Annotated in this window: 18 protein-coding genes; 12 read left to right on the top strand and 6 right to left on the bottom strand. The window is 65.9% G+C overall.

The genetic code is table 11. From position 1 onward, the window contains the following. Positions 1 to 273: 273 nt before the first annotated feature. Both ACVW16_RS15510 and ACVW16_RS15505 read right to left on the bottom strand, forming a co-directional pair. The gene (locus ACVW16_RS15510) at positions 274 to 1935 is read right to left on the bottom strand and encodes an ATP-dependent DNA ligase (protein ID WP_456700046.1); all 1662 of its coding nucleotides are present in this window, start codon (positions 1933 to 1935) and stop codon (positions 274 to 276) included. Then, positions 1932 to 2969 carry a ligase-associated DNA damage response exonuclease gene (locus ACVW16_RS15505; RefSeq protein WP_456738276.1) on the bottom strand — a complete coding sequence of 346 codons (1038 nt, stop codon included), beginning with the start codon at positions 2967 to 2969 and terminating at the stop codon, positions 1932 to 1934. The genes ACVW16_RS15510 and ACVW16_RS15505 overlap by 4 nt, the downstream gene beginning before the upstream one ends. A 54-nt stretch (positions 2970 to 3023) precedes the next feature. On the opposite strand from ACVW16_RS15505, the gene ACVW16_RS15500 reads away from it, so the two are divergent. The 4 genes from ACVW16_RS15500 (at position 3024) to pdeM (ending at position 8807) form a co-directional block, all read left to right on the top strand. Next, the gene (locus tag ACVW16_RS15500; protein ID WP_456737040.1) at positions 3024 to 3950 is read left to right on the top strand and encodes a methyltransferase domain-containing protein; all 927 of its coding nucleotides are present in this window, start codon (positions 3024 to 3026) and stop codon (positions 3948 to 3950) included. 115 nt (positions 3951 to 4065) lie between these two features. Then, positions 4066 to 5295: an ABC transporter substrate-binding protein gene (locus ACVW16_RS15495; protein WP_456737041.1), complete on the top strand. Its 1230-nt coding sequence runs from the start codon at positions 4066 to 4068 to the stop codon at positions 5293 to 5295. Positions 5296 to 5412: 117 nt separating this feature from the next. Further along, positions 5413 to 8082 (top strand): ligase-associated DNA damage response DEXH box helicase, encoded by a 2670-nt coding sequence (locus ACVW16_RS15490; protein WP_456737042.1) that lies wholly within the window; start codon positions 5413 to 5415, stop codon positions 8080 to 8082. Between the two features lie 53 nt (positions 8083 to 8135). Beyond that, positions 8136 to 8807 carry a ligase-associated DNA damage response endonuclease PdeM gene (gene pdeM / locus ACVW16_RS15485; RefSeq protein WP_456737043.1) on the top strand — a complete coding sequence of 224 codons (672 nt, stop codon included), beginning with the start codon at positions 8136 to 8138 and terminating at the stop codon, positions 8805 to 8807. Between the two features lie 83 nt (positions 8808 to 8890). Here pdeM and ACVW16_RS15480 read toward each other — a convergent pair whose 3' ends face one another. After that, on the bottom strand, positions 8891 to 9751 hold the full coding sequence (locus ACVW16_RS15480; protein ID WP_456738277.1) for a LysR family transcriptional regulator: 861 nt from the start codon (positions 9749 to 9751) through the stop codon (positions 8891 to 8893). Positions 9752 to 9846: 95 nt separating this feature from the next. Here ACVW16_RS15480 and ACVW16_RS15475 point away from each other — a divergent pair, with 95 nt between their 5' ends. Both ACVW16_RS15475 and ACVW16_RS15470 read left to right on the top strand, forming a co-directional pair. Continuing rightward, complete coding sequence (locus ACVW16_RS15475; RefSeq protein WP_456700041.1) at positions 9847 to 10755, top strand: DMT family transporter; 909 nt, start codon at positions 9847 to 9849, stop codon at positions 10753 to 10755. A 12-nt stretch (positions 10756 to 10767) separates the two neighbouring features. Further along, positions 10768 to 11541 (top strand): MBL fold metallo-hydrolase, encoded by a 774-nt coding sequence (locus ACVW16_RS15470; RefSeq protein ID WP_456737044.1) that lies wholly within the window; start codon positions 10768 to 10770, stop codon positions 11539 to 11541. A 109-nt stretch (positions 11542 to 11650) separates the two neighbouring features. Here ACVW16_RS15470 and ACVW16_RS15465 read toward each other — a convergent pair whose 3' ends face one another. Both ACVW16_RS15465 and ACVW16_RS15460 read right to left on the bottom strand, forming a co-directional pair. After that, complete coding sequence (locus tag ACVW16_RS15465) at positions 11651 to 15145, bottom strand: hypothetical protein (protein WP_456738848.1); 3495 nt, start codon at positions 15143 to 15145, stop codon at positions 11651 to 11653. Between the two features lie 375 nt (positions 15146 to 15520). After that, entirely contained in the window at positions 15521 to 16120 is a 600-nt protein-coding gene (locus ACVW16_RS15460) for a PadR family transcriptional regulator (RefSeq protein ID WP_456700038.1), read from the bottom strand. A gap of 175 nt (positions 16121 to 16295) precedes the next feature. On the opposite strand from ACVW16_RS15460, the gene ACVW16_RS15455 reads away from it, so the two are divergent. Genes ACVW16_RS15455 through ACVW16_RS15440 form a run of 4 tightly spaced genes read left to right on the top strand, consistent with a single transcriptional unit; the run spans position 16296 to position 21978 of the window. Further along, entirely contained in the window at positions 16296 to 16679 is a 384-nt protein-coding gene (locus ACVW16_RS15455; protein WP_456700037.1) for a nuclear transport factor 2 family protein, read from the top strand. A 19-nt stretch (positions 16680 to 16698) separates the two neighbouring features. Then, a complete protein-coding gene (locus ACVW16_RS15450; RefSeq protein ID WP_456737045.1) occupies positions 16699 to 18489 on the top strand; it encodes an acyl-CoA dehydrogenase C-terminal domain-containing protein in 1791 nt (596 codons plus the stop codon). A gap of 48 nt (positions 18490 to 18537) precedes the next feature. Further along, complete coding sequence (locus ACVW16_RS15445) at positions 18538 to 19746, top strand: acetyl-CoA C-acetyltransferase (protein WP_456700035.1); 1209 nt, start codon at positions 18538 to 18540, stop codon at positions 19744 to 19746. Positions 19747 to 19764: 18 nt separating this feature from the next. Next, a complete protein-coding gene (locus tag ACVW16_RS15440) occupies positions 19765 to 21978 on the top strand; it encodes an FAD-dependent oxidoreductase (RefSeq protein WP_456737046.1) in 2214 nt (737 codons plus the stop codon). A gap of 104 nt (positions 21979 to 22082) precedes the next feature. On the opposite strand, the gene gstA is transcribed toward ACVW16_RS15440, so the two are convergent. Further along, positions 22083 to 22697, bottom strand: coding sequence for a glutathione transferase GstA (gstA, locus tag ACVW16_RS15435; protein WP_456700033.1), 615 nt, complete (start codon positions 22695 to 22697; stop codon positions 22083 to 22085). A 126-nt stretch (positions 22698 to 22823) separates the two neighbouring features. Here gstA and ACVW16_RS15430 point away from each other — a divergent pair, with 126 nt between their 5' ends. Together ACVW16_RS15430 and ACVW16_RS15425 are read left to right on the top strand one after the other, a co-directional pair. Beyond that, complete coding sequence (locus ACVW16_RS15430; protein WP_092238175.1) at positions 22824 to 23321, top strand: MarR family winged helix-turn-helix transcriptional regulator; 498 nt, start codon at positions 22824 to 22826, stop codon at positions 23319 to 23321. 99 nt (positions 23322 to 23420) lie between these two features. Further along, a complete protein-coding gene (locus tag ACVW16_RS15425) occupies positions 23421 to 24791 on the top strand; it encodes a glutamate--cysteine ligase (RefSeq protein ID WP_456700032.1) in 1371 nt (456 codons plus the stop codon). Positions 24792 to 24863: the final 72 nt, after the last annotated feature.

The following is a 24863-nucleotide window of genomic DNA, read 5'->3' as shown; positions in this document are numbered from 1 at the left end:
GCCGCCGAGAAAGCGGTGCAGGCCATCGCCATGGGCCGGCCGGCAAATCTCTGACGTCGTGGGCCATCTCAAACTCCTCGTGGGGCTAGCCCCGATTATAGGTCACGGCGGGGGACATGGGGAACCCGGAAGAGTGCGTCAATCGGGTTACGGGAGTTTAATTCGGACAATGCAGGAAGGTGGATTTAGCGAAGTTCGGTCGGGCGGCGGGCTCCTGGCCTGTCCCGCAAGCGGGAGAGGGAGCGCACCGGCGTCGCGGCGAGATCGAATGCCTCACGCCTCGATCTCCGCCGCTTCCTCCTTCAGCATTTTTTCCAGCGTTTCCAGCCGATCCGCCTCGCGCGGCGGCTTGTCCCAGCGCAGGCGGCTGATGCGCGGAAAGCGCATGGCCACGCCGGATTTGTGCCGTGGCGAGCGTTGCAATCCCTCGAACGCAACCTCCAGCACCAGCCCCTTGTCCGCTTCGTGCACGACATGGCGGACGGGGCCGAACTTTTCAGTGGTGTTGCGGCGGACGAAGCGGTCGATCTGCAGCAGCTCCTCGTCGGTGAAGCCGAAATAAGCCTTGCCGACCGGCACCAGCTCCTCGCCGTTATCGGTCCCGGTCCAGACGCCAAACGTGTAGTCCGAATAATAGGACGAGCGCTTGCCGTGGCCGCGCTGCGCATACATCAGCACGGCATCGATGATGTGCGGATCGCGCTTCCACTTCCACCACTGGCCCTTCGGCCGTCCCGGCAGATAGGGCGCATCGCGCCGCTTCAGCATCACGCCCTCGACGGCGTCGGCATCCTCGCCAGCGCCGGCACTCGCGGGATCGGCGCGCGCCGCGGCCAGCGCGTCCCAGCTTGCGAAGGCAACGGTGGGTGAGAGGTCGATGCGGGGATCGCCAAGCTTTGCGATGAACGCCTCGAGCCGTTCGCGTCGCTCGGCGAACGGCAGCTCCCGCAGATCGTTCTCGATATCGCCGAGCAGATCATAGGCACGCAAATGGATCGGAAAATCCTTGATCAGCTTCGGCGACACGACCTTGCGGTTGAGCCGCTGTTGCAGGACGTTGAAACTCTGCACGCGGCCTTCGCGCAGGATCAAAAGCTCGCCGTCGATCGCGCCGGGCAGGCGCAGCGACGGGACCAGGTCCGGAAAGCTGCCCGTGATGTCCTCGCCGGTGCGCGAATAAAGCCGCGCGGTGATCTGCCCGCGGTCGTCGCGGCCGGCGACCGCCTGCACGCGGATGCCGTCCCATTTCCATTCGGCGATGTAGTCGGCGGGATCGAGCGACGCGAAATCGCTGTCCTCGATCGCATGCGCCAGCATCACGGGGCGGAACGGCGCGGGATCGCGATTGACCGGCTTCTCGCCGCGGCCTTCCAGCCAGGCGAACAGGTCGAGATAGGGTGGCGCAAGTCCCGGCCAGATCAGCTCCACCTCATGCGGGTCCTTGTCGCCGAGCGCGGCGGCCGCGGTCTTCGCCAGCCGCGCGGAGATACCGATGCGCATCGCGCCGGTGACGAGTTTGAGGAGTGCCCAACGGCCGGTCTCATCGAGCTCATCGAGCCAGCGCTCCAGCTGCTTCGGCAGCTCGGTCTTGCCGAGGGTGCGGAGGGTGGTGACGACCTCGGTGAGGGTGGGGGGAGGTGGGTTGTTGTGGGCGGTCATTGCGGCTTTCGGCCACATCAGCGCGACCGTCTCCGAGAGATCGCCGACATAGTCGTAACTCAATCCGAACAGCACTTCGTCCGTGCGCGAGGCGATGAGGTCGCGGATCAGCGCCGGCTTGGCGTGCTTGAAGCTGAGCGCGCCGGTGAGGGCGGCCAGCGCGTAGCCGCGGTCGGGATCTCCGACCTCGCGGAAATAGCCGGTGAGCAGCCGCAGCTTGTTGTTGCGGCCGGGCTCGTAGGCGAGGCGGTCGAGAAGTTCGGCGAAGCGGTTCATGCTTCGGCCTCTTTGGTGGGCGGCGGCTCGCCTTCCTCCTCCTCGCCATAGCCGACGAGATCGAGCGGCCGCGCCCGCAGGCCGCGGCTCTTGCACCAATGCACCAGCGCATCTTCCTGGCCGTGGGTAACCCAGATCTCGCCGGCGCCGGTTGCGGCGATGGTCGCGGTGAGGCCGTCCCAATCGGCATGGTCGGAGATGACCAGCGGCAGCTCGATGCCACGCTGCCGCGCGCGGGCGCGCACGCGCATCCAGCCCGACGCGAACGCGGTGACGGGATCGGGGAAACGCCGCGTCCAGACATCTGAAGTCGCCGAGGGCGGCGCCAGCGTGATGGTGCCCGCGAGCGCCGCCTTCTTCACGCCCATCGCCGGCCTGAGTTCGCCGAGGTCGATGCCGCGGCCCTGATAGTAATGCGTGATCGTCTCCATCGCGCCATGCAGATAGATCGGCGCGTCGTAGCCCGCCTGTCGCAGCAGTGCGATCACGCGTTGCGCCTTGCCGAGCGAATAGGCGCCGACGAGATGGGCGCGCTCCGGAAACAGCGCGACCGAGGCCAGCAGCTTCTTGACCTGGTCCGCGGCATCGCCATGGCGAAACACCGGCAGGCCGAACGTCGCCTCGGTGATGAAGACGTCGCATTGCACCAGCTCGAACGGGACGCAGGTCGGGTCGGGCGCGTCCTTGTAGTCGCCGGAGGCGACGATGCAGGTGTCCCTGGCGGTCACCGCGATCTGCGCCGAGCCCAGCACATGCCCCGCCGGATGAAACTTGACCTTGACGTCGCCGAGCCTGATCTCCTCGCCATAGCTCACGACTTGGGTCGATCCGGCAAAGTTCTCGCCATAGCGCAGCCGCATCATGTCGAGCGTTTCCTGCGTCGCCAGCACGGCGCCATGGCCGGCGCGGGCGTGGTCGGAATGGCCGTGGGTGATGACGGCACGCTCCACGGGACGCACAGGGTCGATATGGAAGCCGCCGGGCTTGCAGCACAGGCCGTCAGCAGTTGGCAGCAGGATGTCTTGCGGGCGCATTTCTATCATATAGGCTGCGCCGCCAATTCTTCGAGTCATCCGTCCTGGTTCCCAATGCCGCTCCGCCTGTTCCTGACCTCCGGCGATCTCATGGCCGACCGCCGTTTCGAGTTCGCGCGCGACCTCCAGCTCAAGGGCGATCTGCCCGCTGCCGCTGACCTGATCGAGCAGGCGATCGAGCTCGCGCCAAACTTCACCTCGGCCTGGTTCACGCTCGGCGAGATCCGTCAGCAGCTCGGCGAGCGCGACAAGGCGATCGCGGCGTTCCGCAAAGCGCGCGAGTCCGATCCGGAGGATCAGCACGGCGCCGGCCTGCATCTGATGCGGCTCGGCGACGCCGAGATGGCGGAGATGCCCAAGGCCTATGTCCAGGCGCTGTTCGATCAATATGCGCCGCGCTTCGAGCACGCGCTGATCAACGATCTCGGCTATCGCGCCCCCGCGCTGATCTTCAAGGCCGTGCTGGCTGCCCGCGTCGCGGCGAAGAAGCCGGCGTTCTTCAAGCGCACCATCGATCTCGGCTGCGGCACCGGGCTTGCGGCGGCGGCCTTCGCCCGACAAGTCGACCATTTCATCGGTATCGACCTGTCATCAGGCATGATCAAGGAGGCGCGCGCCACCGGGCTTTATGCCGAGCTCGAAGTCGCCGACATGATCGAGGGCCTGCGGGCCAGGGCAGACGGATGCGCGAACCTCGTCGTCGCCGCGGACGCGTTCGTCTATCTCTCGGAGCTCGCGCCCGTTCTCACCGAGGCGAGGCGCGTGCTCGCGTCAGGCGGCGTGCTCGCCGTCACGCTGGAGACGCATGACGGCGACGGCATCGTGCTCGGCGAAGGCCTGCGCTATGCCCACTCGGCGGAATATGTGCGCGGCGCAATCGCGAAGGCAGGGCTCAAGCTGCTCACGATGGAGCCGGCCTCGCCGCGCAACGAGAACAACGAGCCGGTGCGCGGTCTCGTCGTCGTCGCCGAGAAAACTTGAGTCCAGGCGCTAAACCCCCTGCAATCCAGGCGTCATTGCGTCGCAAAGCGACGACTTCCCACTTGCGAGCCGCTGCGTAGCCAGCACAATGCGCGCATTAGGGAGAGAGACAACAATGACCAAGAATCCATCGCGGCGCGATGTCAGCGCCGCCGCGCTCGCCACCATCGCCGCATCCGTTCTGCCCGCGCCTTACGTCTGGGCCGCGGAGAAAAAATACGATGCCGGCGCCAGCGACACCGAGATCAAGATCGGCCAGACCGTGCCGCATTCCGGCCCCGGCTCGCTCTACGGCGTGCTCGGGCGCATTGGTGAGGCCTATTTCCAGATGCTGAACGAGAAGGGCGGCATCAACGGGCGCAAGATCAAGTTCCTCACGATGGACGACGCCTACAGCGCGCCGAAATGCGTCGAGGCGACGCGGCGCCTGGTCGAGCAGGAGGAGGTGCTCGCGCTGTACGGCTCGCTCGGCACCGCGCCGCAGACCGCCGTGCACAAATACCTGAATTCCAGGGGCGTGCCGCAGCTGCTGCTCAACACCGGCGCGTCGAAGTGGAATAACCCGAAGGATTTCAAATGGACGATGGCGGGCCTGCCGCTTTATCCGACCGAAGCGCGCATCCTGGCGCGGCACGTCGTGACCGTGAAGCCGAATGCCAAGATCGGCATCCTCTACCAGAACGATGATTTCGGCCGCGACTTCCTCGCTCCGTTCAAGAAGGTCCTGGCTGATGCCGGCGGCACCGCATCGGTGATCATGGAGCAGACCTACGATCTCACCGATCCCACCGTCGATTCCCAGCTCATCAATCTCTCGAAATCGGGCGCGGATGTTTTCTACAACATCACGACAGGTAAGGCGACGTCGCAGTCGATCCGCAAGGTCGCCGAGCTCGGCTGGAAGCCGCTGCAGCTGCTCTCGGCCGGCTCGACCGGCCGCTCGATCCTCAACGCTGCGGGCCTCGAGAACGCCGCCGGCATCGTCGCGATCAGGTACAACAAGGAGGTCGGCCTGCCGAAATGGGACAAGGACCCCGATGTGATGGCGTTCGAGGCGCTGCGCAAGACGTACATCCCGACCATCGATCCCGACAACACCATCGCCTTCGCCGGCTATGGCCAGGCCGTGACCATGGGCGAGATCCTGCGCCGCTGCGGCGACGATCTCACCCGCGCCAACGTGCTGAAGCAGGCCTCCACGCTGAAGGGCTTCCACTCGCCCTATTTCCTCGACGGCGTCACCTACGACTACACGCCCGACGACTACACGCCGATGAAGACGCTCTACATCTCGATCTTCAGCGGCACGGATTGGGACATCTCCGACAAGCCGATGTCGGAGTAGGGAGGTCTCTTACCCTCCTCCTCCAGGGGAGGGTAAAACGACGCGCCATCTCGCTCATCCATCCACAGCCTCGGCCCACCCCTCGACGAACCCATCCCCACGGCTTACCTCTACGCCGTGCCGCCCCGCATCCTCAAAATCCCGGCCGAGCCGGCCGCACTGCTGCCCGACCGCTTCCAGCAATGGTTTGCGGCGCGCGGCTGGGCGCCGCGCGCGCATCAACTCGCGCTGCTGCAGAAGGCAAGCGACGACGCCAGCGCGCTGCTGATCGCGCCGACCGGCGCCGGCAAGACGCTGGCGGGATTTTTGCCGACCCTGGTGGAGCTGTCGTCTTCTCCCTCCCCCCTTGTGGGGGAGGGGCGGGGAGGGGGGTGGCCACAAGCACCGCTCGCGGGGCTACCCCCCTCCGGGCAGCCTGCGGCCAACGACCTCCCCCACAAGGGGGCAGATAACAGCAACAAGCTCGTCTCTACCGGCCGCGATGTTCGCCGCAGCGGCGGCCTGCATACGCTCTATATCTCGCCGCTGAAGGCACTCGCCGTCGACATCGCGCGCAATCTGGAACGGCCGATCGCGGAGATGGCGCTGCCGATCAAGGTCGAGACCCGCACCGGCGACACGCCGGTGTCGCGGCGGCAGCGGCAGCGGCGCTATCCACCCGACATTCTGCTGACGACGCCGGAGCAGCTTGCGCTTTTGCTCTCGTCCGACGACGCGCCGTTCCTGTTCTCCTCGCTCAAGCGCATCGTGCTCGACGAGTTGCATGCGTTGGTGACGTCGAAGCGCGGCGATCTGCTCTCGCTGGGCCTTGCGCGCTTGTGGCGGCTGGCGCCGCAGATCCGCGCCATCGGTCTGTCGGCGACGGTGGCCGAGCCGGATCAGCTCGCGCGCTTTCTGGTGCCGCAGCCCGGGGGCAAGGAGCGCGCTGCCGATATCGTCGTCGCCGGCGGCGCGGCGCCGCCGGAGGTCGAGATGCTCGACACGCGCGAACGGTTGCCCTGGGCGGGCCATAGTGCGCGGCATGCGCTTCCGGAAATCTACCAGCTGATCAAGGCGAACAAGACGACGCTTGTGTTCGTCAACACTCGCAGCCAGGCCGAGATGCTGTTCCAGAATCTCTGGAGCATGAACGACGACAACCTCGCCATCGCATTGCATCACGGCTCGCTCGACGTCGCCCAGCGACGCAAGGTCGAGGATGCGATGTCGGCAGGCAAATTGCGCGGCGTGGTCTGCACCTCCTCGCTCGATCTCGGCGTCGATTGGGGCGACGTCGATCTCGTCGTCAATATCGGCGCGCCCAAGGGCTCGTCGCGGCTGATGCAGCGGATCGGCCGCGCCAACCATCGGCTCGACGAAGCCTCGCGCGCCGTGCTGGTGCCGGCGAACCGTTTCGAGGTGCTGGAATGCCGCGTCGCCATCGACGCCATCGCCGAGAATGCGCAGGATACGCCGCCGCTTCGCCTGGGTGCGCTCGACGTGCTGGCCCAGCATGTGCTCGGCTGCGCTTGCGGCGAGCCGTTTTTCTCGGATGAGCTCTATGCCGAGGTCCGCACCGCCGCGCCCTACGCGGGTCTGTCGCGCCAGGATTTCGACGACGTCGTCGATTTCGTCGCCTCCGGCGGCTACGCCTTGAAGACCTATGAGCGCTTCGCCCGCATCAAGCAGGACAAGGAAGGACGCTGGCGCGTCGCCAATCCGAAGGTGCGGCAGAGCTACCGGATGAATGTCGGCACCATCGTCGAGGACGACATGCTGAAGGTGCGGCTGGTGCGCTCGCGCGGTGGCGGTGCCGGCTCGACCGGCGTCATCGCGCGCGGTGGTCGGTTGCTCGGCGAGATCGAGGAGGCCTTCATCGAAGGCCTCTCGCCCGGCGATACGTTCGTCTTCAGCGGCGAGGTGGTGCGCTACGAAACCCTGGTCGAGGACCAGGTCTATGTCTCGCGCGCCAATGACAAGGATCCGAAAGTGCCCTCCTATATGGGCGGTAAATTCCCGCTCTCGACCTATCTCGCCGAACGTGTCCGCCGCCTCCTTGACGATGGGCGTGCGTGGAAGGCTCTGCCGGAGCAGGTGCGCGACTGGCTGTCGCTGCAGAAGGATGTGTCGCGCGTGCCTGGGGTTCGTGAATTGCTCGTCGAGAGCTTTCCGCGCGCCAACAAGCACTACATCGTCTGCTACCCCTTCGAAGGCCGCCTCGCGCACCAGACCCTGGGCATGCTGCTGACGCGCCGGCTGGAACGGGCCCGCGCCCGGCCGCTCGGCTTCGTCGCCAACGAATACGCCGTGGCGATCTGGGCGCTCGGCGATCTCTCCTTCATGATCAGGGATGGCCGCATCGATCTCAACGCGCTGTTCGATCCCGACATGCTCGGTGACGATCTGGAGGCGTGGCTCGCCGAATCCGCGTTGATGAAACGCACCTTCCGCAATTGTGCGATCACCTCCGGCCTGATCGCGCGACGCCATACCGGCGAAGAGAAGAGCCGCCGCCAGGTGCTGTTCTCGACCGACCTCGTCTACGACGTCTTGCGCAAGCATCAGGCCGATCACGTCCTGCTGCGCGCCGCGCGTGCCGACGCCGCCACCGGCCTGCTCGACCTGCGCCGGCTGAGCGACATGCTGATGCGTATCCAGGGCCGCATCACCCACCGGGAACTCGACCACGTCTCCCCGCTCGCGGTGCCCGTGATGCTGGAAATCGGCCGCGAGTCAGTTTATGGCGAAGCTGCAGACGAGCTGTTGGCGGAAGCCGCCGACGAGCTGGTCAAAGAGGCGACGGGATAGAAGCAGGTTGTGACGTGACGTGGGGCGCGCTGGTTTCAGGGGATGACGAGGACATGCGCGTTTCCAGGGTCACCATCAGCGATGTGACCTTCTCGGCCGATCTCTCCGGCGCGCTGTTCTGGGACGAGCAGGGCCTGCTGGTCGTCTCCGATCTGCATCTCGAAAAGGGCTCCAGCTTCGCCATGCGCGGCGTGCTGCTGCCGCCCTACGACACGCTGGCGACGCTCAGCCGCCTCGCTGCTGTCATCTCCCGCCATAATCCAAAAACGGTCATCGCGCTCGGCGACAGCTTTCACGATCGCTCCGCGCATGAGCGGCTTTCCGCGGACGATCGCGACGCCGTCGCCGCGCTCCAGAGCGGTCGCGACTGGATCTGGATCTCGGGCAATCACGATCCGATGCTGCCCCGCGATCTCGGCGGCACCATCGCCGACGAAGTCGCTGTTGGACCGATCACCTTTCGCCACGAGCCATCAGGCGCGGCCGGCGAGATTGCCGGGCATCTCCATCCCAAGGCCCGCGTCTCCGCGCGCGGCCGTTCGATGGAGCGGCGTTGTTTCGCCAGCGACGGCCTACGCGCCGTGATGCCCGCCTTCGGCGCCTATGCCGGCGGCCTCAGCATCCGCGATGCCGCGTTCGCAAGGATCTTTCCGGAGACCGGCTTTGTCGCGCATCTGCTCGGCGACCGCCGCGTCCACGCGATCGCCGCGTCAAGGTGTTATTGAAGCGACGCTGCGTAGGGTGGGTTAGCCCTGCGATTGCGCGTTGCGCAATCGCAGGGCTAACCGACCCTACGCATCTCGCGAGTTCACGCTGCCTTCGCCTGCACGTCCTCGCAGAACTCCGCCAGCCGATCCGCCAGCCGCAGCGTCGCCGAGCTCGCATTCGGCGCGGCCATCAGCGCCACCTCGGTGCGGTTGATCGGCGCAAATCCATCCTTCGCCGTTAGCACGCGATGATCTGGCTGGATCGACATCTCCGACAGAATGCTCAGGCCCATGCCGGCGGCAACGGCGGCCTGGATGCCGGCGAGGCTCGATGACGAATAGGACATGTGCCAGGCGCGGCCGGCGCTTTCCAGTGCATGGATCGCGCCGGCGCGGTAGAGGCAGCCGAGCGGAAATCCGATCAACGGCAACGACGGCGCGTTGACATCGATGGGATGGCTCTTGCTGGTGACCCAGTGCACCTCCTCGGGCCACACGGCAATCGCGTCCTTGCCACCGGCCTCGCGCTTGTAGAGCGCGAGATCGAGCTCGCCGCGTTCGAGATCGCGGGCGAGGTTCTTGCTCTGGTCGGCGCGCACATCGAGCCGCAGGTTCGGATGCGAGCGCGAGAAGGCGCCCAGCAGTTTCGCCAGGCGATACGCTGCAAAGTCCTCGGGAATGCCGAGCCGGACCGCGCCGCCGTCGGGCTCGCGCAGCACGTCGCGGGCCTCTTCGGCCAGCGTCAGCAGCCGCCGCGCATAGGAGAGCAGCCGCTCCCCGGCCTCGGTCGGGCGCACATCCTTGCCGTCCCGATGCAGCAGAACCTGGCCGACATCCTCCTCCAGCCGCTTGATCTGCTGGCTGACGGTCGATTGCGTGCGGTGAACGCGCTCGCTGGCGCGGGTGAAGCCGCCGGCCTCGACCACCGAGACGAAGCTGCGCAACAGCTCCAGATCGAGCATCTCAGCCTCCATTCGAAAATCCACTGATTTGGAGTTAATCATTTAATTTCCAAATGGCAACCCGCCTCCCTAGATCGAGGGTTCAGGAGAATGCCATGTCCCTCGCCACCTCGCTTCCCGCCCCCCGCACCCGTTTCAACACGCTGCCGCTCGCAATCGGCCTGTTTTGCCTGCTCTGGAGCTATGCCTTCGTTGCCGGCAAGATCGGCGTCACCCATTGCCCGCCGCTGATCCTGCTCGCCGCGCGCTTCTCGCTCGCCGGCATCCTGATCCTCGGTGCCACTGCGATCCGCGGCGACTGGTCGCTGTCGTGGCGCGATGCCCTGATTTTCGCCGTGCTCGGCATTGCCAACAACGCACTCTATCTCGGGCTCGGCTACACCGGCCTGCAATCGGTCTCCGCCGGCCTCGGCGGCCTCATCGTCTCGGCCAATCCGGTGTTCACGGCCGCGCTCGCCGCGCTCTTGCTTGGCGAGGGCATGACCTGGCGCAAGGCGAGCGGCCTGCTGCTGGGAATCATCGGCGTGACGCTGATCGTCTGGCACCGGCTCACGGTCGGAACCGACTCGTTGCACGGCATCATGTTCACGCTGGCCTCGCTCGCCTCCATCGTCGCGGGCACCATCCTGTTCAAGCTGTTCGCCCCGAAGGGCAGCTTGTGGATCGGCAACGGCGTGCAGAATCTCGCCGCCGGCATCGTGCTGACGCCGGTCGCATTCACCTTCGCCGATGGTCATGCCATCGATGTCACGCCCAGCCTGATCGGCGCCTTTGCGTTCCTCGTGCTCGGCGGCTCGATCCTCGCCTACTGGCTCTGGTTTCATCTCCTGAAAGTGTGTGGTGCGACCGCGGCCAGTGCCTATCATTTCCTGATGCCGCCGCTCGGCATGCTGTTCGCCTTCCTCGTGCTCGGCGAGCATGTCGAGGCGCGCGACTTGCTGGGGATCATTCCGGTGGCGCTCGGCATTTACCTGGTGACGCGCCCCGCAAAGCCGGCCGCGTAAGAGGAGTTCCTCATGCCTGTTTCCATCACCCTGATCGGCGGCCCCACCGCACTGATCGAAATCGACGGCTTTCGCCTGCTCACCGATCCCACCTTCGATGCACCCGGTGCTTACGAGTTACCGCACGTGAAGCTGGAGAAGACGGTCGGACCGGCGATGAAGGCCGACGCGATCGGTCCGATCGACGCCGTGCTGCTCAGCCACGACCAGCATTCGGACAATCTCGACAAATCCGGCCGCGACTATCTGCTGAAAGCGCCGCGCGCGCTGACCACGGAGGCCGGCGCAAAGCGCCTCGGCGGCCATGTCGAAGGTCTTGCGCCCTGGGCGACCGCGCAGTTGAGAGACGATGACGGTAACACGCTGACCATCACGGCCACACCGGCGCGTCATGGCCCTGCCGGTATCGAGCCGCTGTCGGGCGATGTCATCGGCTTCGTGGTGCAGTCGAGCCGCAAGGACACACGTCCCGTCTATATCAGCGGCGACACCACCTGGTTCGACGGCGTCGCCGAGGTCGCGCGCCGTTTCAAATGCGGCGTGGTGCTGCCGTTCGCGGGCGCGGCGCAAACGCGCGGGCCGTTCCATCTCACCATGGATACAAACGACACCATCGAGACCGCGCGCGCCTTCCCCGACGCGATGATCGTCCCCGTGCACACCGAAGGCTGGGCGCATTTCCGCCAGAACGGCGAAGACCTGCGCAAGAGCTTCGACGTGCTGGGTTTCGGACCGCGGCTGCGGCTATTGGAGCCCGGCGTGCCGACGGTGATCGAGGCGCCCTAGTCGCCACATCGGTCATTGCGAGCGCAGCGGAGCAATCCAGACCATTTCCGCGGAGGGGATTCTGGATTGCGCAATGACGCGTGGAGACATCGTGTTTGCCTGAGGCGCGTTAATGCGCCGCTGACGCCGACCTCTTCACCGCGACCGGCTTCGGCGCGGGCTTGGCGGCCGCTTGCGGGGCGCTGTCCCAGCCGCCGGCGGGCGCCGGGACGTTGACGGCGTCGTCGGGTTGCGGCTCGGCGCTGAAGGTCTGGATCGCGAGCTTGGCGGCGGCGAGCGATTGCGGGTCGAGGCGCTTGGCGACATCGTCGCGCTTGCCGGCCGAATCCGCGTCGCCCTGTGCAGCGGCGAGGCTGAACCATTTGTAGGACTCGGCGAGGTTCTGTTCGACGCCGATGCCGCGGGCATAGAGGATGCCGAGGTTGAACTGGCTGTCGGCGACGCCGCGATCGGCGGCTTTCCGGAACCACTGCGCCGCGCTCTGGTAGTTGGCCCCACGTCCGCCGCCATCGGCATCGAGCACCGCGAGATTGTGCATCGCCTTGGCGTTGCCGCGCTCGGCGGCCTGCGTGTAGTAGCGGCGGGCGATATCGGCGTCCCTTTTCACGCCCAAGCCCTTTTCGTAGAGCGTGCCGAGGCGGAAGGTGGCGGGCACCACCCCGGCCTGCGCCGCGCGGTCGTACCACTTCGCCGCTTCATCGTAATTCGCAGCCACGCCCTTGCCCTCGGCAAAGCGCAGGCCGATCTCGTAGGCCGCCGTCGCATCGCCCTTCATCGCGGCGGTGCGCAGGGCGGGGCCGGCGATGCCGTCAGGCAGCTTCTCGCTCGGCGGGATCTGGATGAGGCTCAGCCGAGTGCGGCTCGCGCCCGACAAGGCGCCGGTCACGTCGCTGTTCGCCGCGGGCGGCGTCGGCGCCGCCGTGACGGGCGCGGGCGGAATTTCGACCGAAGAACTCGTCGCTTGTGCCGGCGCGGCATTGTTCAGGGACTGCTTCCCGATCGGCGTCGGCGAGGTCATCGACGGTGTGACCTGTTCGGGCGCGGCGGGCTTGCTCTCGACCGGTGGCGGCGCCTGCGGCGCGGGCCGGCTCGACGTGTCTTCCATGGCCTGCGGCGCCGGCGGCGCGCTGCCGCCTTCGAGCAGGTTCATGGCCATCTTGAAAGTGCCGAGCACGATCACGACCACGCTCGCGCCGACCAGCAGCGAGCGGATTTTCGACGTGATGGTCGAGCCGCCTTCCTGACCCGTGGCCTGCGCTTTTGCCTGGCTCTTGTCCTTGACGCGGCCCGCGATCGCGGCCTTGGCGCCGCGGGCGGGCTTCTCCGGCGGTTGCGCGGCGGCAGCCTGCGCGGCGCGGCGCGCGGCAGCGATGAAGCTCGACGACGACACCGGCTCCTTCGGCGGGGCGGGGATTTCGCTGATCGCGCTTTCGGAGGCGGCAATGCGCTCGGACGGGGTGGCGAGGCGGCCGCCCGGACGCGTGCCGGGTTCGAGGGGATGATCCGGCGGCAGTTCGGGCGCGATCGCGGCACGCGCCGTGTGCGGCTCCAGGATCTCGCTGATCGCGCGCGGCGGCAAAGGCGGTGCGGCTTGCGCGGCCATCGGCATCGGCGGCGGTGCCGCTGCTGCATGGAATTCGCGCGGCGCGGCAACGAAAGCAGAATGCGACGGCTGCTGCGCGGCGGCCGGATTCGGCAGCTCGGGCTTCGGATCGTATTTCGGCTGCGGCGGCTGTGGCTGCCATTGCTCGCGCGCCATCGGCGCCGGCTCGACCGGAGCCGGCATCTGCATGGGCGCAGCCATCGGCATCGGGGCGGGGGCCGGAGGAGCCGTGCGCACCGCGCGCAGATCGCCCTCGATCATGGCGAGGCGATCGACGACATGGCCGAGCGTGTTGTGCACGGCCTCCAGCGAATCCTGCGTGCTGCGGTTGGTCTCGGCCTGGCTGTAGCGGATATCGGAGAGTTCGCGCTTGACGAGATCGACCACGCCGGAATCCGGCGACGGTGCCGAATTGCGGCTCTCGGCCAGTGCGGAATAGGTCGCCTGCTGCCGCTCCAGATGCCTGAGGATGTCGTGCAGCCCGTCCTCGACACGGCCCAGATTGCCGCCGCGCTGGTCGGAGGCGGCCTCTAACCGCTCCAAGAGATAGGAGACGCGTTGCTCGAGATGCGCGAAGGTCGACGCCGAATCGTTGCCGACCTGCATGCGGTCGAAACGGTCGGACAGCGCGCGGATCGCGGCTTCCAGATGCTCGGTGCTCTCGGCGGGTTGCGGCCGCTCGCGGGTTTCCAGTGCGGCGGTGAGCGCAGCGATGCGCTGCTCCAGCACGGCAAAGCTGTCGCTGCGGTCCGAGGCGCGATCGATCTGGTCGACCTTGGACGACAGCAGCTGCACGTCCTCGGAGAGGCGTGCCAGCGCTTCATTGGAGGCGACGTTCGAGACGATGCCGCGCAGCGCCGAGATCGCGCCCTCGAGCTGGCGCACCGTCGAGGGATCGTCATTGGCGCGCAGGATCAGATCGAGCTTGGCGCCGAGATTGCGGATCGCCTCGTCATAGCCGGCGAGCTGCTCGGCCGGCGTCAGCGTGCGCAGCACCTGCTTGATGTCGGAGAGCGCGCGCTCGATGCCTGACAGCACCTGGCCGTCGGTGCCGTTGGAGCGGGTTTCGTCGATGCGACGATGCAGCGAGCGGATCTCGTTCTCGATCGATTCGATCGCGCGGCGCGGCATCGCCTCGGTGATGGCGTTGCGGATCTCGGCGAGCTCGGAGCGGAAGCCGTTGATCGCCTGCTCGGTATTATCTGGCCGCTGCAGCGACTCGATCTGGCTCGTGATCTTGAGCAGATGGCGCTCGAGCGACGAGAAATCCGGCCCCGGGGGCGGCGGAGCGTAGGCAGGCGCCGGTTGTGCCATCGGCGGCGCCATCGGGGGGGCGTAGGGAGCCGCAGAGGGGGCGATCGAGGGCGCAGCGCGCGGCGGGATTTGCCGCGGTGCCAATCCGTCGAGCTCGCTCTGCCGCGCGGTGATCTCGGCGACGGCGACGTCGAACGAGGCGGGGCTCAAGGGAGGTGAGCTGCGATACACCTGCGCTGCCGCGCGCTCGACCGCATCGGCCTGGCGTTGGCGTGATTCGACGGGGCTCGGTGCCGATGCTGCTGGTGCTGGTCGCGGCTGAAGCTGCTGCGCTTGCGGCTGCTGCTGTGGCCGCGAGATCTGCGACAAGCGGGCATCGAGCCGCGAGATCGCATCGTTGAGCTGGCGGGCGACGCCCTGCTCGCGTGACATGTCCGGACGCGGTGCCGCGGGCTTCGAAATCCGTTCGATCTGCTGGGTGATCGCGTCGAGCCGCTGATGGATGTCGGCGACCTCGCGGCTCGCCTGACCAGCTCCCTGGCTCAGCGCCTGCGCCGAGCGCGGATCGGGGCGCGGCTCTTGACGCGGCTGCTCGTAAGGCCCGCGAAAATTCGGCGGAGCAGTCTCGCCGAGCGTTGAATTCAGCCAGTCGTTGAGCGACATGCCGGCGCGGCGCGCAGCAGCTTCGGCCCGCTCCCGGACGGATGGATCGATCCCGTCAACACTCCACGATACGCGCGAATTCATGACTCTGTCCGGTTCCGACCCGCGCCCCACCCCGGCGCCTCCAGACTCCCCACGCGTGCCGGTTGTAAAGACAATCGGATTTGGCTCGGGTCGTCTGCCTCGAATTCCGACTTTTGTCCGTTACGGTAAATAACGCGTTAAGGAACGCCTCGCCGGTGTCTTAAAGTTGGGCGGCGGGAAGCCGGGGGACGCTCATAAGCCCTTGGTGCGCTCCCGCCCCGCTTGCGGGGAGGGCCGGGGAGAGGGTGTCTCGGCAACGAAGACTCCCCCAGAGGAGAAAGCCCTCACCCGCGCGCGGGACGATGCTGCGCATCGCCCGGGACGCGCGACCTCTCCCCGCAAGCGGGAGAGGTGAGGGCCAATGCCGATGCCGATCTAACCCTTCTCGCGCTTGCCGTCATCCAGCGGCACCACCGTGCCGGTCCCCTTATCCTTGCCTGACATCGCCGACAACGCCTCGAGCGCCTCCTCGCAGAAATCGGCAACCAACTGCTCATGCCGCGCGCCGAGGCGAAGCAGCAGCAGGTTGCCGAGGTCGAGCACGCTCGATGCCGTGCCGTCGGGGAAACGCTTTTTCAGAATACGGGCGTAGTTCTCGTGCCGGTCGCGGTGGTGCTCCAGGCGGTCCATCAGATCGGTGCGGATCGGCTCGATGTCGATGCTGTCGAGCGCATGCAGCCGCACCAGCAGATCGTCCTTGATCGAAGGCGGCGTGCTCGGTCGCGCGGCCCAGTGCTGCAGCGCTGTTCGGCCTTCGGGAGTGAGCGTATAGATGAGCTTGTTGGGTTTGCCTGATTGCACGACCTCGCGGCCCTGGATGTAGCCGCGGTCGCGCAGCTTGGACAGCTCGCGGTAGATTTGCTGGTGGTCGGCCTTCCAGAAGAAGCCGACGGAGGAGTCGAACGTCTTGGCGAGTTCGTAGCCCGTCATCGGACGTTCGGTGAGGCATGCGAGGATCGCGTCGCCCAGTGCCATGTGACCTTCCTCCCTGACCTTCTCGCCAAACCGGCTTGACTTTATGCGCATCGGCGCATATGCGTCAATGTGCATATGAGGTGGGCGAGAGACCCCCCGCGAAAGAGGCCCATCGCGCTACTGTGCATGGGGTTGTTTCCGCGTTTTGCCAAAGCTGTTTGGGAGGCACCTGACAATGACCGGCCTCGACTCCTGGTACGCTTACATGAAGTCCCACGATCGCACGGCACTGTGGGACCTGCTGCATCCCGAGGCCGTGTTCGAGAGCCCGGTCGTGCACTCGCCGCAGCGCGGGCGCGACATCACCTTCAAATATCTCGCCAGCGCCGACAAGGTGCTCGGCGGTCCCGGGTTCACCTATGTCGGCGAGTGGACCAGCGCCAACGGCGCCGTGCTCGAATTCAAGACCATGATCGACGGCATCGAGATCAACGGCGTCGACATCATCAGCTTCGATGCCGAGGGACGCATCACCAACTTCAAGGTGATGGTGCGTCCGCTCAAGGCCATCAACATGCTGCACCGCCTGATGGCGGAGCAGCTCGCCGCCCAATCCTAGAGAACTCCGGGAGACCGCCATGCCGATCTACAAAGCCCCCGTCGAAGACGTGAACTTCCTGCTCAACGACGTCTTCCAGATCGACCGCTACGACAATCTCGCCGGCTTCTCCGATGCCTCGAGCGACGTGCGCGAGGCGATCCTGGGCGAAGCCGCCAAGCTCGCAGAGGAGGTTCTGCAGCCGCTCAACCGGGTCGGCGATCTCGAAGGCTGCAAGCGCGCCGATGACGGCAGCGTCACCACGCCGAAGGGTTTCAAGGACGCCTTCAGGCAGGTCGCCGAGGGCGGCTGGCTCGGTCTGTCGGCACCGACCGAGTTCGGCGGCCAGGGCCTTCCGGTGACGCTCTCGCAGGCGGTCAACGAGTTCCAGATCTCCGCCAACATGGCGTTCTCGATGTACGGCGGTCTCACCATGGGCGCGACCGCGGCGCTGATCGTTCATGGCTCGCCGGAGCAGAAGCAGACCTACGTGCCGAAGATGGTCGCCGGCGAATGGACCGGCACCATGAACCTGACCGAGCCGCATTGCGGCACCGATCTCGGCATGCTTCGCACCAAGGCCGTGCGCCAGGCCGACGGCAGCTTCAGGATCACCGGCACCAAGATCTTCATCTCCGCCGGCGAGCATGACCTGGCTTCCAACATCATCCACCTCGTGCTCGCCCGCATCGAGGGCGCGCCTGCCGGCATCAAGGGTGTGTCGCTGTTCGTGGTGCCGAAATTCCTGGTCAACGCCGATGGTTCGGTCGGTGCCCGCAATGGCGTCGTCTGTGGTTCGATCGAGCACAAGATGGGCATCCACGGCAACTCCACTTGCGTGATGAACTACGACAACGCGACCGGCTGGCTGATCGGCGAAGAGAACAAGGGCATGCAGGGCATGTTCGTGATGATGAACGAGGCCCGCCTCGGCGTCGCCGTGCAGGGCCTCGCGCAATCGGAGGTCGCCTACCAGAACGCGGTTGCCTATGCCCGCGAACGCATCCAGGGCCGTTCGCTCACCGGCGTGAAGGCGCCGGACAAGCCGGCCGATCCGATCATCGTGCATCCCGACGTGCGCCGCACGCTGCTCTCGATCCGCGCCTTCAACGAGGCCGCGCGCGCCTTCGTGATGTGGACCGCGCTGAAGAGCGACGTCGCCCATCGCTCCGACGATCCGAAGGACAGGCAGGCCGCGGACGACCACATGGGCCTGATGACGCCGGTGCTGAAGGGCTTCCTCACCGACTACGGCTTCGCCAACGCGGTGCAGGCGCAGCAGATGTACGGCGGCCACGGCTACATCGCCGAGCAAGGCATGGAGCAGTTCGTGCGTGATGCGCGCATCGCGATGATCTACGAGGGCGCCAACGGCATCCAGGCGCTCGACCTCGTCGGCCGCAAGCTGCCGCGCGACGGCGGCCGCGCCATCATGGCGTTCTTCGGCGAGGTCATGACCTTCGCCAAGGAAAACGGCGGCGACGAGGCGCTCAAGCCCTTCATCACCCCGCTCTCGACCTCGCTCGGCCATCTCCAGCAGGCCACGACGTGGCTGATGCAGAACGCGATGGCGAAGCCCGACAATGCCGGCGCTGCTGCGACCGATTACCTGCATCTTTTCGGTTTCGTCGCCCTCGGCTACATGTGGGCGAAGATTGCCAAGGTGACCCAAGCCAAGATTGCCGCCAGCGGCGCGACGCCCTATCTCTCCACCAAGCTCGTCACCGGCCGCTTCTTCATGGAGCGGATGCTGCCGGAGACCGCGGCCAATCTCGCGCGCATTCAGTCCGGCTGCGCCACCATCATGGAATTGCCTGCGGAAGCGTTCTGAGCCAGCTTCCGCGCTAACGAAATTCGACCAACAGATCAGGAGGGCATCATGCCTGAGGCATTCATCTACGATCACGTTCGCACCCCGCGCGGCCGCGGCAAGTCGGACGGCGCCCTGCACGAAGTCACCGCGCTGGCGCTCGCCACCGTGCCGCTGAAGGCGCTGAAGGACCGCAATCATTTGCCGGAAGATTCCGTCGACGACGTCGTGCTCGGCGTGGTCGATCCGGTCGGCGAAGCCGGCAGCGACATCGCTCGCTTCGCCGCGCTGAAGGCGGGTCTCGGTGAAGCCGTGCCCGGCGTGCAGATCAGCCGTTTCTGCGCCTCTGGCCTCGATGCCGTGAATTTTGCCGCCGCGCAGGTGATGAGCGGTCAGCATGAGTTGGTGATCGGCGGCGGCGCCGAATCGATGAGCCGCGTCGGCATCGGCGCCTCCGGCGGTGCCTGGCCGATGGATCCGTCGATGGCGGTGCCCGCTTACTTCATGCCGCAGGGCGTCTCGGCCGATCTGATCGCCACCAAATACGGCTTCTCGCGCGATGACGTCGATGCCTATGCGGTGCAGAGCCAGCAGCGCGCGGGCAAGGCGTGGGACGAAGGTCGCTTCAACAAGTCGGTCGTGCCGGTGAAGGACATCAACGGCCTCACCATTCTCGCCAAGGACGAGCATATGCGGCCCTCGACGACGATGCAGTCGCTGGCGCAGCTGCAGCCGTCGTTCACGATGATGGCGCAGATGGGCGGCTTCGACGGGGTCGCCGTGCAGTCGCATCCGGAGATCGAGCGCATCAACTACGTGCACCACGCCGGCAACTCCTCGGGCATCGTCGACGGTGCCGGCGCGGTGCTGCTCGGCAGCAAGGAGGCGGGCGCGAAGTACGGCCTGAAGCCGCGCGCAAAGATCCGCGCGTTTGCCAATGTCGGCTCGGAGCCGGCGATGATGCTGACCGGCCCGGTCGACGTCACCGAAAAGCTGTTCGCCCGCTCGGGCATGAAGAAGTCGGACATCGACCTGTTCGAGCTCAACGAGGCCTTCGCCTCGGTCGTGCTGCGCTACATCCAGGCCTTCGACATCGACAATGCCAAGATCAACGTCAATGGCGGCGCGATCGCGCTCGGCCATCCGCTCGGCGCGACCGGCGCGATGATCCTCGGCACCGTGCTCGACGAGCTCGAGCGCACCAACAAGTCCACCGCTCTGGTCACGCTGTGCATCGGCGGCGGCATGGGCACCGCGACCATCATCGAGCGCGTCTAAGGGTAGGGAGCAACCAACATGGCTTACAAGAACTTTGCGGTTGAGACCGATTCCGACGGCATCGCGCTCGTCACCTGGAATATCCCGGGACGTTCGATGAACGTGCTCGACGAGACCTCGACCAGCGAGCTCGACGCGATCGTCAAGGAGACCACGGCCGACGCCGCGGTCAAGGGCGTCGTCATTACCTCGGCGAAGGAGGCGTTCTGCGCCGGTGCTGACCTCTCCATGCTCGAAGGCATGAACCAGGCCTACGCAAAGGTCTTCAAGGAGCAGGGTGAGACCGCCGCGAACCAGATGCTGTTCGAGCAGAGCCGCCGCTTCTCGCAGGTGCTGCGCTCGATCGAGACCTCAGGCAAGCCGTGGGCGGCCGCGATCAACGGGCTCGCGCTGGGCGGCGGTTTCGAGATCACGCTGTGCTGCCACTATCGCGTGGCCGCGGAGAACCCCAAGACGCGTCTCGGCCTGCCCGAGGTCAAGGTCGGCCTGTTCCCGGGCGCGGGCGGCACGCAGCGCGTGCCGCGCCTGGTGCCACCGCAGGACGCGATGACGATCCTGCTCAAGGGCGATCCCGTTACGATCGAGAAGGCGAAGGCGCTGAATTTGATCCACGCCGTCGTTCCGGCTGCCGAGTTGATCAAGGCCGCCAAGGACTGGATCAAGGGCGGCGGCAGGGCCGTCGCGCCCTGGGACGAGAAGGGCTTCAAGCTCCCGGGCGGCCCGGTGTTCTCCAAGGCCGGCATGATGATGTTCCCGGCCGGCAACGCGATCTACCGCCGCGAGACCTACGACAACTATCCGGCCGCACGGGCGATCATGAGCTGCGTCTATGAAGGCTTGCAGTTGCCGATCGACGCGGCGCTGCGCGTCGAATCGCGCTACTTCACCTCGGTGCTGCGTTCGAAGGAAGCGGCCGCGATGATCCGCAGCCTGTTCCTCTCGATGCAGGAGCTGAACAAGGGTGCGCGCCGTCCGAAGGACGTGCCGCCGACGAAGGTCAAGAAGATCGCCGTGATCGGTGCCGGCTTCATGGGCGCGAGCGTCGGCTACGTCTCGGCCCGCGCCGGCCTCGACGTCGTGCTGATCGATCGCGACCAGGAGAGCGCGGACAAGGGCAAGGCCCATGCGCGGAAGGTGATCGAGGACCAGATCAAGAAGGGCCGCGCCAAGCCAGATGATGCCGAGAAGCTGCTTGCGCACATCACCCCGACCGCGGACTACGCCGCGCTCAAGGACGTCGACCTCGTGATCGAGGCCGTGTTCGAGGACCGCAGGGTCAAGGCCGACACCTTCGCCAAGGCCCAGGAATACCTGAAACCGGACGTGATCTTCGCGTCGAACACCTCGACGCTGCCGATCACGTCGCTGGCGGAGAGCTTCAAGGATCAGGGCAAGTTCGTCGGCATCCACTTCTTCTCACCGGTCGAGAAGATGATGCTGGTCGAGATCATCAAGGGCAAGAACACCGGCGATCTCGCGCTCGCGACCGCGCTCGACTACGTCCGCCAGATCGGCAAGACGCCGATCGTGGTGAACGATAGCCGCGGCTTCTTCGCCAACCGCTGCGTCGGCCGCTACGTCGCCGAGGGCAACGAGATGTTCCTCGAAGGCGTGCCGCCCGCGATGATCGAGAACTGCGCCAAGATGGCCGGCATGCCCGTCGGTCCGCTCTCGCTGTCGGATGAAGTCGCGCTCGACCTCGGTCTGAAGATCATGAAGGCGACGGAAGCCGATCTCGGCCCCAACGCCGTCAATCCCGATCAGAAGAAGCTGATGGTCGAGATGGTCGAGAACCAGGGCCGCCTCGGCCGCAAGAACAGCAAGGGTTTTTACGACTATCCCGAGAAGGGCAAGGGCTCGAAGAGCCTGTGGCCGGGCCTGTCGGCCTTGCAGCCGAAGCAGCTCGATCCGGACACGCTCGACGTCGAGGAGCTGAAGCAACGCTTCCTGGTGGTGCAGGCCGTGGAGGCCGCGCGCACGGTTGAGGATCACGTCATCACCGATCCGCGCGAGGCGGATGTCGGCTCGATCCTCGGCTTCGGCTTCGCGCCGTTCACCGGCGGCACGCTGTCCTACATCGACTTCATGGGCACGAAGAAGTTCGTCGAGCTCTGCCACAAGCTCGAAGCCAAGTACGGCTCGCGCTTCACGCCGCCGAAGCTGCTGGAGGAGATGGCGGCGAAGGGCGAGACCTTCTACGGCCGCTTCGCGCCGAAGAAGGCGGCAGCTTAAGGCACTTGCAGCCCGGATTTCGCTGCGCTCCATCCGGGCTGCGCAGAAAACCAAAAAGGCCGGATCGTCGATCCGGCCTTTCGCATCTTCCGTCCGACACGGGCTTACTTCGCCTGCGCCAGCCCTTCCTTCGTCAACGCCTCCTGCACCTTCGGCCGGGCCGCCACGCGGGCCTTATAGGCGGTGAGGTTCGGCATCGCGGAGAGGTCGAACTTCATCCGGTCGGCCCAGGTCAGCATCGTGAAGAGATAACCGTCGGCGACCGAGAACTGCTTGCCCATGAGGTAGTCCTTGCCGGCGAGCTGGCTGTCGATGTGCTTCAGCTTGCCCATGACGCGGTCCTTGAAGAACGCCTTGGCGTCGTCGTTCAGGGCCGGCGCGAACAGCGGGCCAAAGCTCTTGTGCACCTCGGAGGTCAGGAAGTTCAGCCATTCGAGCAGCTTGTAGCGCTCGGAACTGTCGCGCGCGGGGGCGAGTGCCTTGGCCGGGGCCTTGTCGGCGATCATCTGGACAATGACCGGGCCTTCGGTCACGATCTCGCCGCTGTCGAGGCCCAGCGCGGGGACCTGACCCTTGGGATTGACCTTCAGATAGTCTTCGCCGTTCTCGAGCTTCTTGGCCCGGAGATCGACCTTGACCAGCTCATACGGCAAGTCGGCCTCCAGGAGCGCGATATGGGGGGACAGCGAGCACGCACCGGGCGCGTAATACAGTTTCATGGAATTTTCTCCTCTTGACGCTTGGTTAGGGCGAAAGAACGCCTACATGCATCTGCATGCAATAGTCAAGATTGATGCAGGTGCATCGAGTAGGGTAAGAAGCGGACGACGACTTTGAGCGGGACCATGAAACGCAAACCATCGACTGAGGCAACCAGTGCCTGGATCCGTCTGATGCGGGTGCAGAGCCGTGTGCTTGACTGTGTCGAACAGGACCTGAAGAAGGCCGGGTTCCCGCCGCTGGCATGGTACGATGCGCTGCTCGAATTGTCGCGCGCGCCGAGCGGAGAGCTGCGCCCGGTGGAGCTCGAGCGGCAAATGCTGATCCCGCAATACTCCACCTCGCGCCTGATCGACCGCCTGGTCGACGAGGGGCTCGCATGCCGGCGCGAATGCAAGATCGACAAGCGTGGTCAATTCGTCGAGATCACCGAGGCCGGCCGCGAGTTGCAGAAGCGGATGTGGGGCGCCTACTCGGCTGCGATCGAGAAATACGTCGGCTCGAAACTCTCCGATGCCGATGCGGTCAAGCTCAGCGGTCTGCTCGACCGGCTGGGCTGCTCGTGCGGCGAGATGAAGCTGCCGCCCGTAGTCAACGTCACCGAACCTTCGCCGTCGCGATGATCGCGCGGCAAACCAGCACGTCTGCGCGCCCGGTGGGTTCGCGGACCATCCCCGCCACCCGCGCGCATTCGATCGAAGCGCTTTTGATTAGAGTTTGATATGGCGCGAGACCAGATCGATATGACGCCGCTGCAATCGCGCGACGAGCTCGTGGCGTGGTTCGAGGCCGGCAGCAAGGACCCGTCGGAATTCCGCATGGGTACCGAGCACGAGAAGACGCCGTTCACGCTCGAAGGCCATCGGCCGGTGCCCTACGAGGGCGCACGCGGCATCGGCGCGCTGCTCGAGGGCATGAAGCTCCTGCTCGGCTGGGAGCCGATCATGGAGAGGGGCAACATCATCGGCCTCTACGACGTCACCGGCGGCGGTGCGATTTCGCTCGAGCCAGGTGGACAGTTCGAACTGTCCGGCGCGCCGGTCGAGAACGTGCACCAGACCCAGAGCGAGCTGATGGCGCACCTGGCGCAGGTGCGCGAGATCGCGACCCCGCTGGGCATCGGCTTCCTTGGTCTCGGCATGACGCCCTCCTGGTCGCGCGCCGACATCCCTGTCATGCCCAAGGGCCGCTACAAGATCATGAGCAATTACATGCCGAAGGTCGGCCAATACGGCCTCGACATGATGTACCGGACCTGCACGGTGCAGACCAATCTCGACTTCTCCTCCGAAGCCGACATGGTCAAGAAGCTGCGCGTCTCGCTGGCGCTGCAGCCCGTCGCGACCGCATTGTTTGCCAATTCGCCGTTCACCGAGGGCAAGCCGAACGGCTTCCTGTCCTTCCGCTCGGAGATCTGGCGCGACACCGACAATGCGCGCGCCGGCATGATGCCCTGGGCATTCGAGGACGGCATGGGTTTCGAGCGTTATGTCGACTACGCGCTCGACGTGCCCATGTATTTCGTCAAACGCGGTGAAGACTACATTGATGTGTCGGGCTCCTCGTTCCGCGCCTTCTTCGAGGGCCGCAACAACAACCTTCCCGGCGAGCGTCCGACGTTGTCGGACTGGGCCAACCATCTCTCCACGATCTTCCCCGAGGTACGGCTGAAGCGCTATCTCGAGATGCGTGGCGCCGATGGCGGGCCATGGGGCCGGCTCCCGGCGCTGTCGGCGTTCTGGGTCGGACTGCTCTATGACGACGTGTCGCTCGATGCTGCCTGGGACATCGTGAAGCACTGGACCGCGCCTGAGCGTCAGGCGTTACGCGACGACGTGCCTCGCTTTGGCTTCAAGGCGCGGATCAAGGACCGCTATCTGTTCGAGATCGCCAAGGAGTGCCTCGTTCTCGCACATGCAGGCTTGCGCCGTCGGGGCCGCATCGACGCGATCGGCCGCGACGAAACGCGGCATCTGGAGCCGCTCGATCGCATCATCGATTGCGGCCGGACTCCGGCCGAAGAGATGCTCGAGAAGTTCAACGGCGCCTGGCAAGGCTCGGTGGAACCTGCCTACGCCGAATATGCGTTCTAGAACCATTTCCGTTCCGACAGGAACGGAGGCCAATGATCGGGATTTCGGCCGTTCATCGCCCGTACAGGTTTG

It is taken from the genome of Bradyrhizobium sp. USDA 4474, assembly GCF_054057515.1.
Note: the sequence above shows the minus strand (reverse complement) of the source record. Positions and strands in the feature narration are given on the sequence as shown.

Coding starts and splice junctions, on each gene's coding strand:
- ACVW16_RS15510 (WP_456700046.1), bottom strand. CDS start 1,935: ATGAACCGCTTCGCCGAACTTCTCGACCGCCTCGCCTACGAGCCCGGC.
- ACVW16_RS15505 (WP_456738276.1), bottom strand. CDS start 2,969: ATGCGCCCGCAAGACATCCTGCTGCCAACTGCTGACGGCCTGTGCTGC.
- ACVW16_RS15500 (WP_456737040.1), top strand. CDS start 3,024: ATGCCGCTCCGCCTGTTCCTGACCTCCGGCGATCTCATGGCCGACCGC.
- ACVW16_RS15495 (WP_456737041.1), top strand. CDS start 4,066: ATGACCAAGAATCCATCGCGGCGCGATGTCAGCGCCGCCGCGCTCGCC.
- pdeM (WP_456737043.1), top strand. CDS start 8,136: ATGCGCGTTTCCAGGGTCACCATCAGCGATGTGACCTTCTCGGCCGAT.
- ACVW16_RS15480 (WP_456738277.1), bottom strand. CDS start 9,751: ATGCTCGATCTGGAGCTGTTGCGCAGCTTCGTCTCGGTGGTCGAGGCC.
- ACVW16_RS15475 (WP_456700041.1), top strand. CDS start 9,847: ATGTCCCTCGCCACCTCGCTTCCCGCCCCCCGCACCCGTTTCAACACG.
- ACVW16_RS15470 (WP_456737044.1), top strand. CDS start 10,768: ATGCCTGTTTCCATCACCCTGATCGGCGGCCCCACCGCACTGATCGAA.
- ACVW16_RS15465 (WP_456738848.1), bottom strand. CDS start 15,145: ATGAATTCGCGCGTATCGTGGAGTGTTGACGGGATCGATCCATCCGTC.
- ACVW16_RS15460 (WP_456700038.1), bottom strand. CDS start 16,120: ATGGCACTGGGCGACGCGATCCTCGCATGCCTCACCGAACGTCCGATG.
- ACVW16_RS15455 (WP_456700037.1), top strand. CDS start 16,296: ATGACCGGCCTCGACTCCTGGTACGCTTACATGAAGTCCCACGATCGC.
- ACVW16_RS15450 (WP_456737045.1), top strand. CDS start 16,699: ATGCCGATCTACAAAGCCCCCGTCGAAGACGTGAACTTCCTGCTCAAC.
- ACVW16_RS15445 (WP_456700035.1), top strand. CDS start 18,538: ATGCCTGAGGCATTCATCTACGATCACGTTCGCACCCCGCGCGGCCGC.
- ACVW16_RS15440 (WP_456737046.1), top strand. CDS start 19,765: ATGGCTTACAAGAACTTTGCGGTTGAGACCGATTCCGACGGCATCGCG.
- gstA (WP_456700033.1), bottom strand. CDS start 22,697: ATGAAACTGTATTACGCGCCCGGTGCGTGCTCGCTGTCCCCCCATATC.
- ACVW16_RS15430 (WP_092238175.1), top strand. CDS start 22,824: ATGAAACGCAAACCATCGACTGAGGCAACCAGTGCCTGGATCCGTCTG.
- ACVW16_RS15425 (WP_456700032.1), top strand. CDS start 23,421: ATGGCGCGAGACCAGATCGATATGACGCCGCTGCAATCGCGCGACGAG.